Source organism: Streptomyces sp. NBC_00258, assembly GCF_036182465.1.
Classification (GTDB): domain Bacteria; phylum Actinomycetota; class Actinomycetes; order Streptomycetales; family Streptomycetaceae; genus Streptomyces.
In genome coordinates, this window is sequence record NZ_CP108081.1 from 5,717,796 (window position 1) to 5,734,038 (window position 16,243).

Annotated in this window: 13 protein-coding genes; 5 read left to right on the forward strand and 8 right to left on the reverse strand. The window is 70.6% G+C overall.

Going from position 1 to position 16,243, the window contains the following annotated elements; translation table 11 throughout:
- Positions 1 to 135 precede the first annotated feature (135 nt).
- The 3 genes from OG718_RS25310 to OG718_RS25320 all read left to right on the forward strand — a co-directional run bounded on the left by OG718_RS25310 (position 136) and on the right by OG718_RS25320 (position 4,540).
- Complete coding sequence (locus tag OG718_RS25310; RefSeq protein ID WP_306938650.1) at positions 136 to 2,361, forward strand: acetate--CoA ligase family protein; 2,226 nt, start codon at positions 136 to 138, stop codon at positions 2,359 to 2,361.
- Positions 2,362 to 3,057: 696 nt separating this feature from the next.
- Positions 3,058 to 3,837: an enoyl-CoA hydratase/isomerase family protein gene (locus OG718_RS25315; protein WP_143639807.1), complete on the forward strand. Its 780-nt coding sequence runs from the start codon at positions 3,058 to 3,060 to the stop codon at positions 3,835 to 3,837.
- Between the two features lie 76 nt (positions 3,838 to 3,913).
- Complete coding sequence (locus OG718_RS25320) at positions 3,914 to 4,540, forward strand: flavin reductase family protein (RefSeq protein WP_143639805.1); 627 nt, start codon at positions 3,914 to 3,916, stop codon at positions 4,538 to 4,540.
- A gap of 25 nt (positions 4,541 to 4,565) precedes the next feature.
- Here OG718_RS25320 and OG718_RS25325 read toward each other — a convergent pair whose 3' ends face one another.
- On the reverse strand, positions 4,566 to 5,810 hold the full coding sequence (locus tag OG718_RS25325; protein WP_260695370.1) for an MFS transporter: 1,245 nt from the start codon (positions 5,808 to 5,810) through the stop codon (positions 4,566 to 4,568).
- Between the two features lie 182 nt (positions 5,811 to 5,992).
- On the opposite strand from OG718_RS25325, the gene OG718_RS25330 reads away from it, so the two are divergent.
- Complete coding sequence (locus OG718_RS25330) at positions 5,993 to 6,973, forward strand: GlxA family transcriptional regulator (protein WP_143639803.1); 981 nt, start codon at positions 5,993 to 5,995, stop codon at positions 6,971 to 6,973.
- 175 nt (positions 6,974 to 7,148) lie between these two features.
- Here OG718_RS25330 and OG718_RS25335 read toward each other — a convergent pair whose 3' ends face one another.
- The 3 genes from OG718_RS25335 to OG718_RS25345 form a co-directional block, all read right to left on the reverse strand.
- A complete protein-coding gene (locus tag OG718_RS25335; protein ID WP_143639801.1) occupies positions 7,149 to 8,198 on the reverse strand; it encodes a Zn-dependent alcohol dehydrogenase in 1,050 nt (349 codons plus the stop codon).
- A 33-nt stretch (positions 8,199 to 8,231) separates the two neighbouring features.
- On the reverse strand, positions 8,232 to 9,380 hold the full coding sequence (locus tag OG718_RS25340; protein WP_143639799.1) for an acyl-CoA dehydrogenase family protein: 1,149 nt from the start codon (positions 9,378 to 9,380) through the stop codon (positions 8,232 to 8,234).
- Between the two features lie 84 nt (positions 9,381 to 9,464).
- The gene (locus OG718_RS25345) at positions 9,465 to 10,370 is read right to left on the reverse strand and encodes an SDR family NAD(P)-dependent oxidoreductase (protein WP_328845246.1); all 906 of its coding nucleotides are present in this window, start codon (positions 10,368 to 10,370) and stop codon (positions 9,465 to 9,467) included.
- Positions 10,371 to 10,466: 96 nt separating this feature from the next.
- Here OG718_RS25345 and OG718_RS25350 point away from each other — a divergent pair, with 96 nt between their 5' ends.
- On the forward strand, positions 10,467 to 11,393 hold the full coding sequence (locus OG718_RS25350) for a cyclase family protein (RefSeq protein WP_328845247.1): 927 nt from the start codon (positions 10,467 to 10,469) through the stop codon (positions 11,391 to 11,393).
- Between the two features lie 531 nt (positions 11,394 to 11,924).
- Here the strand turns inward: OG718_RS25350 and OG718_RS25355 are convergent.
- The 4 genes from OG718_RS25355 to OG718_RS25370 all read right to left on the reverse strand — a co-directional run bounded on the left by OG718_RS25355 (position 11,925) and on the right by OG718_RS25370 (position 16,151).
- Positions 11,925 to 12,419, reverse strand: a complete 495-nt coding sequence (locus OG718_RS25355) for an ATP-binding protein (protein ID WP_186001273.1) — start codon at positions 12,417 to 12,419, stop codon at positions 11,925 to 11,927.
- 495 nt (positions 12,420 to 12,914) lie between these two features.
- Complete coding sequence (locus tag OG718_RS25360; protein WP_328845248.1) at positions 12,915 to 13,799, reverse strand: acyl-CoA dehydrogenase family protein; 885 nt, start codon at positions 13,797 to 13,799, stop codon at positions 12,915 to 12,917.
- 4 nt (positions 13,800 to 13,803) lie between these two features.
- Positions 13,804 to 14,958, reverse strand: coding sequence for an acyl-CoA dehydrogenase (locus tag OG718_RS25365; protein WP_143639788.1), 1,155 nt, complete (start codon positions 14,956 to 14,958; stop codon positions 13,804 to 13,806).
- On the reverse strand, positions 14,958 to 16,151 hold the full coding sequence (locus OG718_RS25370) for an amidohydrolase family protein (protein WP_143639786.1): 1,194 nt from the start codon (positions 16,149 to 16,151) through the stop codon (positions 14,958 to 14,960). Before OG718_RS25370 ends, OG718_RS25365 begins: the two co-directional genes overlap by 1 nt.
- Positions 16,152 to 16,243 lie beyond the last annotated feature (92 nt).

Sequence of the window (16,243 nt, forward strand, 5' to 3'; positions counted from 1 at the left end):
CCCACACCCCCCACCGGGTACAAACCCTGTGCTCGCCACAACTTCTTTGCGTGCAGACCCGTTCCTGACGCGCCGTCAGTTCAGTAATCTGACACAGCGTCAGTTATTGGCAGCCACACAGGAGCGGGCGGACCGATGCTTGGATCAACCCACGGCACCCTCACCACCGACTCCCGCCGGGCCCGCGTCATCGCCTGCGGCGAGCAACCGGCCCCTGCCGTGCACGGCAGGCCCGCCGCCACCGACGACCTCGACGTCAGCGGCCGGCCGCTGTACGCCGGCGTACCCGATCTGGACCGCTTCTTCCGCCCCGAGTGCGTGGCCGTCGTCGGCGCCTCGGACGCCGAGGGGCGCCCGAACACCGGCATCACCCGACAACTGCTCGCCTGGTCCGAGCGGGTCGGCGCCCGCCTGCACCCGGTGCACCCGACCCGCCAGTCGGTCTTCGGCATACCGTGCGTCCCCTCCGTCACGGACCTGCCCGAAGAAGTCGACCTGGCCGTGCTGCTGGTCTCCGATCCACTGCCCGTGATCGAGGAACTCGCCGAGACCAAGGTGAAGTTCGCGGTCGCGTTCGCCTCCGGGTTCGCCGAGACCGGCGCGGAGGGCGCCGCCGCGCAGGCCAGGCTGGCCGCCGCCGTGGAACGCTCCGGGCTGCGACTGCTCGGCCCGAACACCAACCTCAACGCCTTCGAGAAGTTCCGCGACGACCTGGACGGGCCGGCGATCGCCCTGATCACCCAGTCCGGCCACCAGGGCCGCCCGGTCTTCACCCTCCAGGAACTGGGCATCCGCCTCTCCCACTGGGCGCCCACCGGCAACGAGGCCGACCTGGAGAGCGCCGACTTCATCTCCTACTTCGCCGAGCAGCCGGAGGTCGGCGCCATCGCCTGCTACGTCGAAGGGCTGAAGGACGGACGGTCCTTCCTGCTCGCCGCCGACCGGGCCGCCCGGCGCGGGGTCCCCGTCGTCGCGGTCAAGGTCGGCCGCACCGAGACCGGAGCCCGTACGGCCGCCTCGCACACCGGCAAACTGACCGGCGCCGACGCGGTGGTGGACGCGGCGATGCGACAGTACGGCGTGATCCGCGTCGACGGCCTCGACGAACTCCAGGACACCGCCGCCCTGTTGGCGCGCGCCCGCCCCCCGTCCGCCGACGGCGTGGTCGTCTACTCGATCTCGGGCGGCACGGGCGCGCACTTCTCCGACCTGGCGACGGAGGCGGGGCTCTCCCTGCCCACGCTGTCGGCCGGCAAGCAGGCCGAGCTGCACGAGTGGATCCCCGAGTACCTGGACGTGTCCAACCCCGTCGACAACGGCGGGCATCCGGTGGGCGACTGGCGCGGCCGGAAGATCATCGACGCGATCCTCGCGGACCCGTCGGTGGGGGTGCTGATCTGTCCCATCACGGGTCCCTTCCCTCCGATGAGCGACAAGCTGGCGCAGGACCTGGTGGACGCGGCGGAACAGACGGACAAGCTGGTGTGCGTGGTGTGGGGTTCGCCGGTCGGCACGGAGGCCGCGTACCGTCAGACGCTGCTCGGGTCGTCCCGCGTGGCCACCTTCCGCACGTTCGCGAACTGCATCACGGCGGTACGGGCCCACTTGGAGCACGCGCGGTTCTCCTCGCTCTACCGCTCGCCCTTCGACGAGGCGCCGCGCACGTCGTCCCCCTCGTTCCGCAAGGCGCAGGCGCTGATGCGGCCGGGGCAGCAGCTGAGCGAGCACGCGGCGAAGCAGTTGCTGCGCGCGTACGGGATTCGCGTACCGCGTGAGCAGTTGGTGACCAGTGCCGCCGCGTCCGTCCGGGCGGCCGGGCTCGTCGGCTACCCCGTCGTCATGAAGGCCTCCGGCGCGCAGCTCGCCCACAAGACCGAACTCGGCCTGGTGAAGATCGGGTTGACCTCCGCGAGTCAGGTCCGCGACGCGTATCGCGACCTGACCGACATCGCGCGGTACGAGGACGTGCCGCTCGACGGGGTGCTGGTCTGCCAGATGGTCGAGCCCGGTGTCGAGATGGTCGTGGGTGTCACGCAGGACGCGCTGTTCGGGCCGACGGTGACGGTCGGGCTGGGCGGGGTGCTCGTCGAGGTCCTGCGGGACACGGCGGTACGGGTGCCGCCGTTCGGCGAGGACCAGGCGCGGTCGATGCTGTCCGAACTCCGCGGGCGGGCGCTGCTGGACGGCGTTCGCGGGCGCCCTCCGGCCGACCTCGACGCGCTCGTCGAGGTCGTCCTCCGCGTCCAGCGCATGGCCCTCGAACTGGACGGGGAGCTTTCCGAGCTGGACATCAATCCGCTGATGGTGCTGCCTCGGGGGCAGGGGGCGGTGGCGTTGGACGCGTTGGCGGTGTGCCGCTGAGGGCTACGTGCGGTGGTGTCGGGTGCGGTGCGGTGGTGTCGGGTGGGGTGGTGTGTCGGGTGCGGGTGCGTGGGGGCTGGTCGCGCAGTTCCCCGCGCCCCTGAAAGACGCGCCCGGCGTCCGCCGCCGAGTCGGCGCCGCGCCGGGGCATCCGATCGCAGCTGTGTCGTCCCGGGCCATCAACTCACCCTCGGGAGGTCGTACTGCGATCGGAAACCCCGACACGACACCTCACGCCGGGGGGCGACTGCCGCCCGGTGGGACCACCTGTCAAAGGGGAGTAACCGTCGGCCCCTGTCAGGGGCGCGGGGAACAGCGCGCTCAACCCACGACAACCCGCGCTCACGCACCGCCCTCAGGCACGCTCATCAGGGGCGCGGGTCTTTCAGGGGCGCGGCCCCACCGGGCGGCAGCCGCCCTTCGGCGCAAGGGGCCGTGTCGGGGTTTCCGATCGCAGCACGACCTCCCATGGGCACCCAGAAGGCAGAGGACGACACAGCTGCGATCGGATGCCCCGTCGCGGCCCCGACCCGACAACACACGGCAGGCGCGTCTTTCAGGGGCGCGAGGAACGGCGTGACCAGCCCACGACGACCGCAAGTCGACAGACAACCGCCCCCACCCCCAGGGGCGCGGGGAACTGCGCGACCAGCCCCCACCGGCCCGCACTCACCCACGACCGGATCGGACCACCCCTTGATACTCCACACCACCACCGACCACGTCTCATGGATCACCCTCAACCGCCCCGAAGCCATGAACGCCCTCACCCCCGACCAACGCGACCACCTGATCGACCTGTTCGAGGAAGCCTCCGCGGACCCGTCCGTACGGGCGGTGGTCGTCACGGCAACAGGCCGCGGATTCTGCGCGGGCGCAGACCTCCGCGGCGGCCCGCCGGCAGGCGACCGCGTAGCCGGAGACGTGGCCCGAGTCATCCGCCGAGGCGCCCAACGCCTGATCACGGCGGTCCTCGACTGCGAGAAACCGGTGATCGCCGCGGTGAACGGCACCGCGGCCGGCATAGGCGCCCACCTCGCCTACGCCTGCGACCTGGTCATAGCCGCCGAATCGGCACGGTTCATAGAGGTGTTCGTACGGCGCGGCCTGGTCCCGGACGGCGCCGGCGCCTACCTCCTCCCCCGCCTGATAGGCCCGCAGCGCGCGAAGGAGCTGATGTTCTTCGGCGACGCCCTGACCGCCGCGGACGCGGAACGCCTCGGACTCGTCAACCGCGTCGTGCCGGACGAGGAACTGGAGAAGACGGCCCGCACCTGGGCCGAACGCCTCGCCACCGGCCCCACCCGCTCGATCGCCCTCACCAAGCAACTGGTGAACGCGTCCCTGGACACCGACCGGTCGACCGCCCTCACCGCCGAGGCCACCGCGCAGGAGATCAACATGACGACGGCGGACGCACAGGAGGGAGTGACGTCGTTCGTGGAGCGCAGGGGACCGGAGTTCCACGGCCGCTGAGCCCGCGATGCCGTCGGCGAGCAGGGGTGCGCACCCCTTCCAATCTGACACTCCGTCAGCTTCAATGGGCGATGTGATGGGACACGCAGGGATGGCCGCCGCGGCCGTCCGCTACCTCAGGTCGGCCGGAGCCCCGAACACCACGGGCCGGGTCGAACCGCTCCCACGCCCGGACCTGCGAGCGGTCGGCGACGACGAGCGCGCACCGATCGACCCGGCCGAATTCCGCCGCGTACTGGGCAACTTCGCCACGGGCGTGACCGTCGTGACCGCACCGGCGGGCGGCGGCGAGGACGAGCCCGCGGGCCCGGCCGGCTTCGCCTGCCAGTCCTTCTCCGCCCTGTCCCTCGACCCGCCGCTGATCGCGTTCATGGTCGGGCGTACGTCGACGACCTGGCCCCGCATCGCCCGCGCGGGCGTCTTCTGCGTCAACATCCTGGGCGCCCACCAGGGCGACCTGTGCCGAGGCTTCGCGGTGAGCGGCGCCGACAAGTTCGCGGGGGTCGCCCACGACCCGGCCCCGGTGTCGGGGTCACCGCGCCTCGCCGGCGCCCCCGCCTGGATCGACTGCACGATCCACGCCGTCCACACGGGCGGCGACCACCTGATCGTGGTCGGCAGGGTGGACGCCCTGGGCACGGCGGACGGTGACGGCATGCCCTTGCTGTTCCATCGCGGGCGGTTCGGCCGGCTCACCGACTGAGGCCGCGCACCGGCCCCGTACTCGTTCAGGCGAGTGCCGTCCGCGCCGCCACCGGCCGTCGCCGGATCACCAGTGCCATCAGCGCCGCCGCGGCGCACAGCGCGCCCGAGGCGTACCACATGACGTCGTACGAGCCGAAGGTGTCGCGGGCGACGCCGCCGAGGAAGGCGACGAGGGCGGCGCCGACCTGGTGGGAGGCGAGGACCCAGCCGAAGACGATGGCGCTGTCGTCGCCGTAGTGCTCGCGGCACAGGGCGATGGTGGGCGGGACCGTGGCGACCCAGTCGAGGCCGTAGAAGATGATGAAGAAGATCATCGGCGGGTGGACCGAGGGGGCCAGCAGAAGGGGGAGGAAGAGGAGCGAGATGCCGCGCAGGGCGTAGTAGACCGCCAGCAGGCGGCGCGGGTCGAAGCGGTCCGTGAACCAGCCGGAGGCGATCGTGCCGATGACGTCGAAGACACCGATGACCGCGAGGAGCGACGCGGCGGCCGTGATCGGCATGCCGTGGTCGTGGGAGGCGGGCACGAAGTGCGTCTGGATCAGGCCGTTGGTCGACGCCCCGCAGATCGCGAACGTGCCGGCGAGCAGCCAGAACGGGCCCGTGCGCGCGGCCGAGAAGAGGACCTTCACCGTCCGTCGTGCCGCGCCGGGCACGGGTGGCGGTTTCTCGACGAACTCCGTTGCCCCGTAGGGCTTCAGGCCCACGTCCGCCGGGTGGTCGCGCAGCAGCAGCCAGACGAAGGGGACGACCGCGAGGGCCGCCAGGGCGACGGTCACAGCGGCCGGGCGCCAGTCGTGCTCCTCGACGATCCAGGAGAGGACGGGCAGGAAGATCAGCTGGCCGGAGGCGGAGGCCGCGGTGAGGATGCCCGTGACCAGGCCGCGCCGCTCGGTGAACCAGCGGTTGGTGACGGTGGCGGCGAAGGCCAGTGCCATCGAGCCCGATCCGAGCCCGACCAGCAGGCCCCAGCACAGCAGCAGCTGCCACGCGGTCGTCATCCACACCGTCGCACCGGAACCGACAGCGATCACGATCAGGGCCACCGCGACGACCCGGCGGATGCCGAACCGGTCCATCAGCGCGGCGGCGAACGGGGCCGTGAGCCCGTACAGCGCGAGGTTGACGGAGACCGCGAGCCCGATCGTGCCGCGCGACCAGTGGAACTCCTGGTGCAGCGGGTCGATCAGCAGCCCCGGCAGCGATCGGAAGGCCGCGGCCCCGATGATCGTCACGAACGTCACGGCGGCGACGAACCAGGCCCGGTGTATCCGCCGACGGCGCTTGCCGCCCCCGGCCTGCTCGACGGCCCCGGGCCCCTCTACGGCCGCGGATCCGTCCGCGACCGCGTCCACGCCTGCGGCATCGGTTGTCTGTGTCACGTCATAGAGCTTCCGGCCTGCGGACTCTCCGAACGAGTGGCCAGAAGGACAGCATTCGCTAGAATCGGGCCATGGGTACGCGCACTCCCGTCCGTCGCCATCGCGTGGTCGTCCTCGCCCTGGACGGCCTCCTCCCCTTCGAGCTGGGCATCCCGCAGCGGATCTTCGGCCGCGCCAAGGACGCGGAGGGCCGCAAGCTGTACGAGGTGGTGACCTGCTCGATCAGGCCGCCCGGCCGGGTCGAGGCGGAGGCGGACTTCTCCATCCTCGTGGAGAACGGCCCGGAGGCCCTGGCCACCGCCGACACCGTCGTCATTCCCGCCTCGTACGAGCTCGGCCCGGTGCACTCCGAGGGCGTGCTCACGGACGAGCTGGCCGCGGCCCTCGCTCTGATCCGGCCGGGCACCCGGCTCGTCTCCATCTGCACGGGCGGGTACGTGCTCGCCGCCGCCGGATATCTCGACGGCCGCCCGGCGACCACGCACTGGGCGTCCGCCGAGCACTTCCAGCGCATCTTCCCGAAGGTGCGGGTGGACGCGGACGTGCTGTTCATCGACGACGGCGACGTGCTGACGTCCGCCGGGGTCGCGGCCGGGATCGACCTGTGCATCCACATCGTGCGCCGCGATCACGGTACGGCGGTCGCCAACGACGTGGCCCGGCGTACGGTCGTGCCGCCGCACCGGGACGGCGGGCAGGCGCAGTACATCCAACGGCCCGTTCCCGAGCCCCAGTTGGCGTCCACGACCGCCGCCCGTGCCTGGGCGCTGGCGCGTCTGCACGAGCCGATCCAGTTGCGGGACATGGCCGAGCAGGAGTCCATGTCGGTGCGCACCTTCACCCGCCGTTTCCGCGAGGAGGCCGGCATCAGCGCCGGCCAGTGGCTCACCCAGCAACGCGTCGAACGCGCCCGCCACCTGCTGGAATCCACCGACCTCTCGATCGACCAGATCGCCCACGCCTCAGGCTTCGGCACCCCCCAGTCAATGCGCCAACACCTCCAATCCACCCTCGGCGTAACCCCCACGACCTACCGCCGAACCTTCCGCTGACCAACCGGTTCGCGTTGGCTGGTCGCGCCCCTTTTAGGGGCGCGGGGAACTGCGCAATCTTTTAGCCCCTCCGGCGTCTGAGGAGCGAGGGTTCGGGGGCGGAGCCCCTGAGTAAGTGACGGGATTGGGTAGGGGCGGCGGGGGCGAAGTCCCTCCGGTGACACGCCGACGCGGCTCAGAAGGTGAGGACAGCCCGGGCAACCCGCCCGGCCCCCGCATCGGCCGCGGCCTTCTCGAAGTCCTCCACCGGATACGTCTCCGTCACCAACTCGTCCAGCAACAACCGCCCCTCGCGATACAACTCCGCGTACAACGCGATATCCCGCTGCGGCCGGGACGACCCGTACCGACACCCAAGAATCGACTTGTCCAAGTACATCGACGAGACAAGGAAGGACGCCTCGGCCGTAGCCGCCGGAACGCCGAGCAGAACCGCCTGCCCATGCCGGTCGAGCAGATCGACGGCCTGCCGGACCAGCTCCACCCGCCCCACACACTCGAAGGCATGATCGGCCCCGGTGGGAAGAACCTCCCGCACCCCCTCCGTCGAAGACAGAAAGTGCGTCGCCCCGAACCGCCGGGCCACCCCCTCCTTCGCCGGGTTGGAATCGACCGCGACCACCGTCAGCGCCCCGGCGATCCGCGCCCCCTGGATCACATTGAGCCCGATCCCACCGGTACCGATGACGACCACGCTGTCCCCGCGGTCCACCCGCGCCCGGTTGAGCACGGCCCCGACCCCCGTCAGCACCCCGCACCCGATCAGGGCGGCGGAGGACATCGGAATGTCCTTGGGAATCCGCACGGCCTGCACGGCCTTCACCAACGTCCGTTCCGCGAAGGCGGAGTTGGAAGCGAACTGGTACAGCGACTGCCCCGCCCGCGTGAACGGCCGCTGCGGCATCCCGATGGCCTTGCGGCACATGGTGGGCCGCCCCCGGTCGCACTCCGCGCACGTACCGCAGTTCGCGAGTGTGGAAAGGGAGACATGGTCTCCGGGCTGGACGTGGGTGACGCCCACACCCACCGCCTCCACGACCCCCGCGCCCTCATGGCCGAGCACCACGGGTACGGGGAAAGGTATGGTCCCGTCCACCACAGAGAGATCGCTGTGGCACAGCCCCGCCGCCGAGATCGCCACCAGCACCTCGCCCGGCCCCGGCTCCCGTATCTCCAGGTCGTCGACCACCTGGGTCTGCTTGCCGTCGAAGATCACACCCCGCATGTCGCACCCCTCACACGCCGCATCGCGCCCACCTCAACCCTTCGGTTCCCTGGGAAGGCCGAGCACGCGCTCGGCGATGATCGTGCGCTGAACCTCGTCCGAACCGCCGTAGATCGTGTCGGCCCGGCTGAACAGGAACAGGTGCTGCAGCGCGTCGAGTTCGTAGGGCGCCGAGGCCGACCAGTCCGCGGGCCCCACCGCCGCCCCCGCGCCCCGCACCCGCATCGCCAGTTCCCCGAGCCGCTGATGCCACCGCCCCCACAGCAGCTTGGACACACTGGGAGCACCCTGGTCCGCCGAACTCCCCAGCGTCCGCAGCGCGTTCCACCGCATGACACGCAACTCGGCCCACTGGCGCACGAGACAGTCCCGTACGACGGGATCGTCGACCGCGCCCGTCGAGACGGCCGCCTCCACGACCCGCCCCAACTCCTGGGCGAAGCCGATCTGCTGGGCGAGCGTGGAGACACCCCGCTCGAAGCCGAGCAGGCTCATCGCGACCTGCCACCCGTTCCCCTCGCCCCCGACGACGTGCTCCACGCGTGCGTGCGCACCGTCGAAGAAGACCTCGTTGAACTCGCTCGTCCCCGTCATCTGACGAATCGGCCGAACCTCGATCCGACCCGGCTGATCCATCGGTACGAGCAGAAAACTCAGCCCGTGATGCCGCCGCGACCCCGACTCCGTACGCGCCAGCACAAAGCACCAGTCCGCCTCATGGGCGAGCGAGGTCCAGATCTTCTGCCCGGTGACCCGGTACACGCCCGCGTCGCCGTCCCGCACGGCCTCCGTACGAATCCCCGCGAGGTCCGACCCGGCCCCCGGCTCGCTGTACCCCTGACACCAGAGCTCGTCACCGGACGCGATCGCGGGCAGGAACCGGGACTTCTGCTCGTCACTGCCGTGGGCGATGAGGGTGGGGGCAAGAAGGTTCTCGCCGATGTGCCCGGTCCGCGCGGGGGCCCGGGACCGGGCATACTCCTCGGCCCAGGCAACCTGCTGACTGAGCCCGGCCGGCCGATTCCCGTACCCTCCCTCGGCCCACCCGAGCCCGATCCATCCGGCTTCACCGAGTGTCCGTTCCCAGGCTCCGCGTTCACCGGCTCCCGGAACGTGCTCGGCCAGCCAGGCACGCGCCTCGCTCCGAAATGCCGCGTCCTCCTGCGTGAACCCGAAATCCAAGGTGTCCTCCCACCGCCCCGACAGGGGCGCGGGGAACTGCGCGACCAGCCACAGCCAACCCGCACCCACCGACCAGCCCAGCCCCTACGGCGCCTTCTTCGAACGCGCCGCCCGAGCCATCTCCTCCACCTGCTCGAGCAATGGCATGGGATCCGTCCCCACGGTCCCCGGCAAGAAGTCCGCGATCCGCTCCGGCGTCCAGGACCCCTCCGCGTACCCCGAACGGAGTTCCCTCGGCTGCGCCCACACCGCGATCTTCGGCCCGGCGATCGTGTAGACCTGCCCGGTGATACGCGCCTCCCGCGCCCGCTCGGACAGCAGGTACACCACGAGCGCGGCCACGTCCTCGGGCTCGCCGATCTCCTTCAGCTCCATCGGCACGTTGGCGGACATACGCGTACGCGCGACGGGCGCGACCGCGTTCGCGGTGACCCCGTACTTGTGGAGCCCCAGCGCGGCGCTCCGCACGAGCGAGATGATCCCGCCCTTCGCGGCGCTGTAGTTGGCCTGGGAGACGGACCCCTGGTGGTTGCCGCTGGTGAAGCCGATGAGCGTCCCGGAACCCTGCCGCCGCATGATGGCGGACGCGGCCCTGAAGACGGTGAACGTGCCCTTCAGATGGGTGGCGAGGACCGGATCCCACTCCTCCTCGGACATGTTGAAGAGCATCCGCTCGCGGAGGATCCCGGCCACGCACACGACTCCGTCGATGCGCCCGTACGTCTCCAGTGCCGTGTCGACGACCCGCTGTCCGCCCGCCATCGTCGAGATGTCGTCGGCGACGGCGATGGCGTCCCCGCCTGCCGCCTCGATCTCCTTGACCACGGCTTCGGCGATCTCGCTGGTCGGTTCCGCGCCCTCGATGGACACCCCGTAGTCGTTGACGACGACCCGTGCGCCGTCGGCCGCGGCCGCCAGCGCGACCGCGCGTCCGATGCCCCGGCCTGCCCCTGTCACGGCGACGACCTTGCCTGCCAAGAAGTTCCCCACGCCCCGGCCCCTTCCCGCAGTTTCTGACGGTCCGTTAGATTCGACTCAGATTCTACGACCCGTCAGATACCTGGAGACAAGCCCCGGGGAGCACTCATGTCGATGCCGGCCGAGTTCCACGAGATCGCCAAGCGCGTGAACAACTGGGGGCGTTGGGGCGCCGACGACGAGACAGGCACGCTGAACCTGATCACCGACGAGGTCGTGCGCGAGGCCGCCGCGACGGTTCGTACGGGCCGTCGCGTCCCGCTCGCACTCCCGCTCAGGGAGGACGGCGTACAGACCGGGATGATCCCGGGCCGGGTCAACCCGCTGCACGCGATGGTGCAGATCAACCAGGAGCTGTTCGGGCCCGGCACGGTCGCGTGCAGCGACGACGCCGTGACCATGGGCCTCCAGGCGGCCACCCACTGGGACGCGCTCACCCATGTCTCGCACTCGGGGAAGATCTACAACGGCCGTCCCGCGACCACCGTCACGGCCCACGGCGGCGCCGAGTTCAGCGGCATCGACAAGCCCCGTCACATCGTCTCGCGTGGCATCCTCCTGGACGTGGCCCGCGCGCTCGGCAAGGACCGCCTCGACGGCGGCCACGCGGTGACCCCGGAGGACCTCGAAGCGGCCGAGGAACTGGCCGGGACGAAGGTCCGCGCGGGCGACATCGTCCTCGTACGCACCGGCCAGGTCCAGCTCTATCTGGCGGGCGACAAACACGCGTACGCGTTCCCGTCGCCCGGTCTGTCCGTCCGTACCCCGGAGTGGTTCCACGCACGCGATGTGGCCGCCGTCGCGAACGACACTCTCACCTTTGAGATATTTCCGCCCGAAATAGAGGACTTGTGGCTTCCCGTACACGCCCTCGATCTGGTCGAAATGGGCATGCTTCAAGGCCAGAACTGGAATCTCGAAGAGTTGTCCACAGCCTGTGGAGAACTTGGCCGCCATGCGTTCCTGCTGTCGGCGATGCCCGAACCGTTCGTCGGCGCCACGGGAACCCCCGTGGCGCCCGTGGCGATCCTCTGAGGCACCCTGTCGACTCTGCCGACTCCGCCGGCCGAGGGTCGGCTGGCGGCGCGCTTCCCCCCACACTCCGCCGCGCCCGGGCGGGAGGGACCCCACCTCACCCCGAGCACGACACCGCGCGCCGCCATCCGGCTCCGGCGTACCCGCCCTGCTCCCGACCCTGGAGGAGCCGACGCCGATCGCGACCCACGCTCGCCAAGGGCTCCCGTCACCGGAACCCTCACCGTCCCCTCACGGCGAATCGCTGACCACAAGCGTGATCAAACGGACACGAATCGTCAACACCTGTTCGGGGATTCACGGCTTACGCCCCTCTTTGTGCTGTCGCGGGCGGAAGCACGGTACGGCGCATCGGGCAGCACGGGGCAAGTGAGGCGCGGGCCCCGTGCTTCTGTGCTCCGTCTGGAGGTCCGGATGCCATGTGCGGGTCACTGGGGGCTGGTCGCGCCCCGCGGCGGAGCCGCCGATGTCACCGTCCCGCGCCCCTGAAGGGGCACGGCCCCGCTCGCCCCCGAAGGGGCGGCGGCCCGCTCAGACCACCTCGAACGCCAGATCCTCGTAAGCAGCCGGAGTCGCGTCGCACGTCACCGCGGTCGCCGCCGTCGCCGAACAGCGGTCCACCTCGCACCAGATGCGCTTGCCGGCGCCCTCGCTGCTCCAGCCCCAGCGGTCGGCGAGGCCGTCGACGAGCGCCAGGCCACGGCCGTTGGTGTCGTCGCCGTCCGCGCACCGCGGACGCGGAGCGCGGGCGCTGGCGTCGAGCACCTCCAGGCGGACGGTGGCCACGGCCTCCGCCACGGCCCGCTCCCCGGCGGTGGGCCCGGTCGCGAGACTCGGCAGCGACAGTCGCAGCACGGCCGGACGGCCGGTGTGCACCACCGCGTTGGTGACCAGCTCGGAGACGAGCAGGATCAGCGTCTCGGCAAGCGGCTCATCGGCCTCTATCCCGGACCCCGCGAGCCGCGAACGGGCCCACCTCCGGGCCCGCCCCACCTCTGCGGGGTCGGGCCGGATCTCCAGCTGCACTTGAAGCACCTGCACCGCTCACACCATCCGAACCGGCGGACACATCGCCTCGCGCCTCGCAAGGGCCACGATCGTGGTCAGAAAAGGGTTCACGGAACGTGATTCCCTTAGGAGACAGCATGGTTGACGTACAGTCACCCCAACAAGCGCTTCGGGCATATTCCAGCGCGAAGGAGTACGCGTGCGGCATACTGTGCGACGCTCGTCACGGGGAGTCGAACAGGCAGGAACGGTCCTGCTTCCTGCCTCGCGAGCGGTGCGCATCGCCGGATCCGGAGCTGCCTCAGGGGCAACACCGTGATGGCCCGGCCTCAGAACCACTCGCATCCCACACAAGGTACCGGAGCACAGCTCCGACTCCAGGCCGTGACGAGTCACGCATAGGACACAACCCGATATCAACGCTCGGTAATTCCGGTATGCCACGTTCAGTGACATCCGTCCGTTCGAGTCCGTTCCGTCATGCCACGATCGACGGCAATGATCGTGCACAGTTCACGTCCGGGGCCCTGGTGCGACGGCCACCAGATCCTCCGCGAGCGCTTCCTCGGCCTCGGCCGCGCTCTGCCCGCGACGGGCCCGCAACCAGGCACGTTTGAGGTGAAGGTGCACGTCCGACTCCCACGTGAAGCCCATGCCGCCGTGCACCTGGAGGCAGTCGCGGGCGCCGCACTCGGCGGCCTCGTCGGCCAGCAGCCCGGCGGCCGCGATATCGAGCGGATCGGCCGTGACGGCGGCCGCGTACACCGCACCACGCGCCACCTCCACCCGCACCAGCATCTCGGAGCACAGGTGTTTCACCGCCTGGAAGGCCCCGATCGGCTGCCCGAACTGCTCACGGGTCCGGGCGTGTTGCACGGCCAGTTCGCAGGTGCGGGAGGCGGAGCCCAACTGCTCGGCGGCTGTCAGCAGCGCGGCCACCGGGTCGGGCGGCGCGGCCCTGGGTACCCGGTGCAGCGGAGTGAGCGGGTCCGCCGAGCGCATCGCGACGGCCCCCGTCACGTCTCCGCGTACGACGTCGGCCGCGTCCAGCCACTCGACGAGCGTGCCGTCCACGGCCGCGACGACGCTCTCGCCGGTGGCCGCTCCGGGGACCTCGCCGGCCGCGAGGTGCGTGGCCACGAGCGGTCCGGTCAGCAGGACCCGGCCGGCCTCCTCGAAGGCAAGCACCGCCTCCGGGAGTCCCAGTCCGACCCCGCCCTCCGTCTCGGGCAGCCGCAGCGCGAAGAAGCCCGCCTCGCCCAACTCCCGCCAGAGCGCACGGTCGAGCCCGGGCGCGTCCACGGCGGCCCGCAGCTGCTCCCGCCCGAAGCGCCGGGCCAGCAGTTCACGCACGCCCGCCCGCAACGCCCGTTGATCATCAGTGAGTTGGAAATCCATACGGTCATCGCCCCTTCGGGAGGCCCAGGATCCGTTCGGCCACGATGTTCCGCTGGATCTGCGAGGTCCCGGCCGCGATGGTGTACGAGAGGGAGGACAGCCGGTCCAATGTCCACCGGCTGTCCAGGTCGAGCGCCTCGGCCCCGAGGACATCAGCGGCCGCGTCGTACAAATCCTGCCGCGCGCGCGAGTACCTCAGTTTGAAAACCGAACCCCCGACGCCCGGCACTCCGCCCGACCGCTCCGACTCGCTCACGTTCCACTGAGTGAGCCGCCAGAGCGCACGGAACTCGGCATTCAGCCGACCAAGCCGGCGGCGCAGGACCGCGTCGTCCCAGCGGCCGTTCTTCCGTGCCTCGCGCGCGAGTTCGCCGAGGACGCGGCGGCAGGCCACCACCTCGCCCACGAAGGCCGTACCGCGCTCGAACGACAGCGTCACCATGGTCACGCGCCAGCCGTCGTTCTCCTCACCGACCCGGTTGGCGACGGGCACCCGCACGTCGTCGAGGAACACTTCCGCGAACTCGGTCGAACCGGCGAGCGTACGCAGTGGACGTACCGTGATCCCTGGCGCGTCCATCGGCATCGCGAGCCACGAAATCCCCCGGTGCTTGGGCGCCTTCGCATCCGTCCGCACCAACAGCTCGCACCAGTCGGCGACTTCCGCGTGGGAGGTCCAGATCTTGGAACCGCTCACCACGTAGTCGTCGCCGTCCCGCCGCGCGCGCGTGCGCAGTGCCGCGAGGTCCGAGCCGGCGTCCGGCTCGCTGAACCCCTGGCACCACACCTCCTCGCCGCGCAGCACGGGGGGCAGCCAGCGCGCCCGCTGTTCGGCGCTCCCCTCGGCCGCGATGGTGGGCCCGGCGTGCAGCAGCCCGACGAAATTGGCCCCCACGTAGGGCGCGCCCGCCTTCTCCGTCTCCTCCAGGAAGATCAGGTGCTGCGTGGGCGTGGCCCCGCGGCCCCCCGCGTCTGCGGGCCAGTGGAGCCCCGCGTACCCGGCGTCGTACAGCATGCGCTGCCATCCGAGGTCGTACGCGCGCCTGCCGGGCCAGTCGTCGGGCGAGGGCTTCGGGGGCAGCCCGGGAAGGGCCTTCGCGAGCCACTCCCGCAGCCGCGCCCGGAACTCCTCCTCCTCGGGCGTGTAGGAGAGGTCCATTACTTGTCGAGGTCCAGGCCGAGCATGCGGATGGCGTTGCCGCGCATCAGCTTGTAGACGGTCTCGTCGTCGAGGCCCTTCATGTGGTCGAGGGCGACCTCCTTGGTGTGCGGGAAGGTCGAGTCGACGTGCGGGTAGTCGGTCTCGAAGGTCGCGTTGTCCCGGCCCACCACGTCCAGCGACGCGACGCCGTGCTTGTCGCGGAAGAAGCAGCAGAAGATCTGCCGGTAGTAGTAGGTGGACGGCGGCTCGGGGATCAGGTCCCTGACCCCGCCCCAGGCCCGGTGCTCCTCCCACACGTCGTCGGCGCGCTCCAGGGCGTACGGGATCCAGCCCATCTGCCCTTCGGAGTAGGCCAGTTTGAGCTGCGGGAACTTCACGAGCACGCCGCTGAACAGGAAGTCCATCATCGAGGCCATGGCGTTGTTGAAACTGAGCGAGGCCTGGACGGCGGGCGGGGCGTCCGGGGAGGCGGCGGGCATCTGGCTGCTGCTGCCGATGTGCATGTTGACGACCGTGCCGGTCTCCTGGCAGACCGCGAAGAACGGGTCCCAGTAGCCGGAGTGGATGGACGGCAGCCCCAGATGGGTCGGGATCTCGGAGAAGGTCACGGCCCGCACGCCCCGGGCGGCGTTGTGCCGGATCTCGGCGACCGCGAGGTCGATGTCCCAGAGCGGAATGATGCACAGCGGGATCAGCCGCCCCCCGCTGCCTCCGCACCACTCCTCGACCATGAAGTCGTTGTACGCGCGCACGCAGGCCAGCGCGACCTCCTTGTCGTGCGCCTCGGCGAAGGTCTGCCCGCAGAACCGCGGGAAGGTCGGGAAGCAGAGCGAACCCTCTACGTGGTTCGCGTCCATGTCCTTGAGCCGCTCGACGGGGTCCCAGCAGCCGGGCCGCATCTCCGCGCGCGTGATTCCTTCAAGCGTCATTTCATCCCGGTCGAAGCCGACGGCGGCGATGTTGCGCTTGTACGGGAACTTCAGGTCCTCGTAGATCCACCAGTCGGTCGGCGGCCCGTCCGGGTCCATCGTGATCTGGTACTTGCCCGCCACATAGGCGAGTTCACCGATCCCGGCCGTCAGCGGCTTGGGGCCGCGGTCCTGGTACTTCTTCGGCAGCCAGGTCTCGAAGAGGTTCGCGGGCTCGATCACATGGTCGTCGACGCTGATGATGCGGGGCAGTTCGGTCATGGGTCCCCTCCGCCGGGCCAACTGCGGGTATCTGACGGACCGTCAGCTACAGGTCCCCTAGAAGGCTAGCCCCGCACCCCTGGACCGACAAG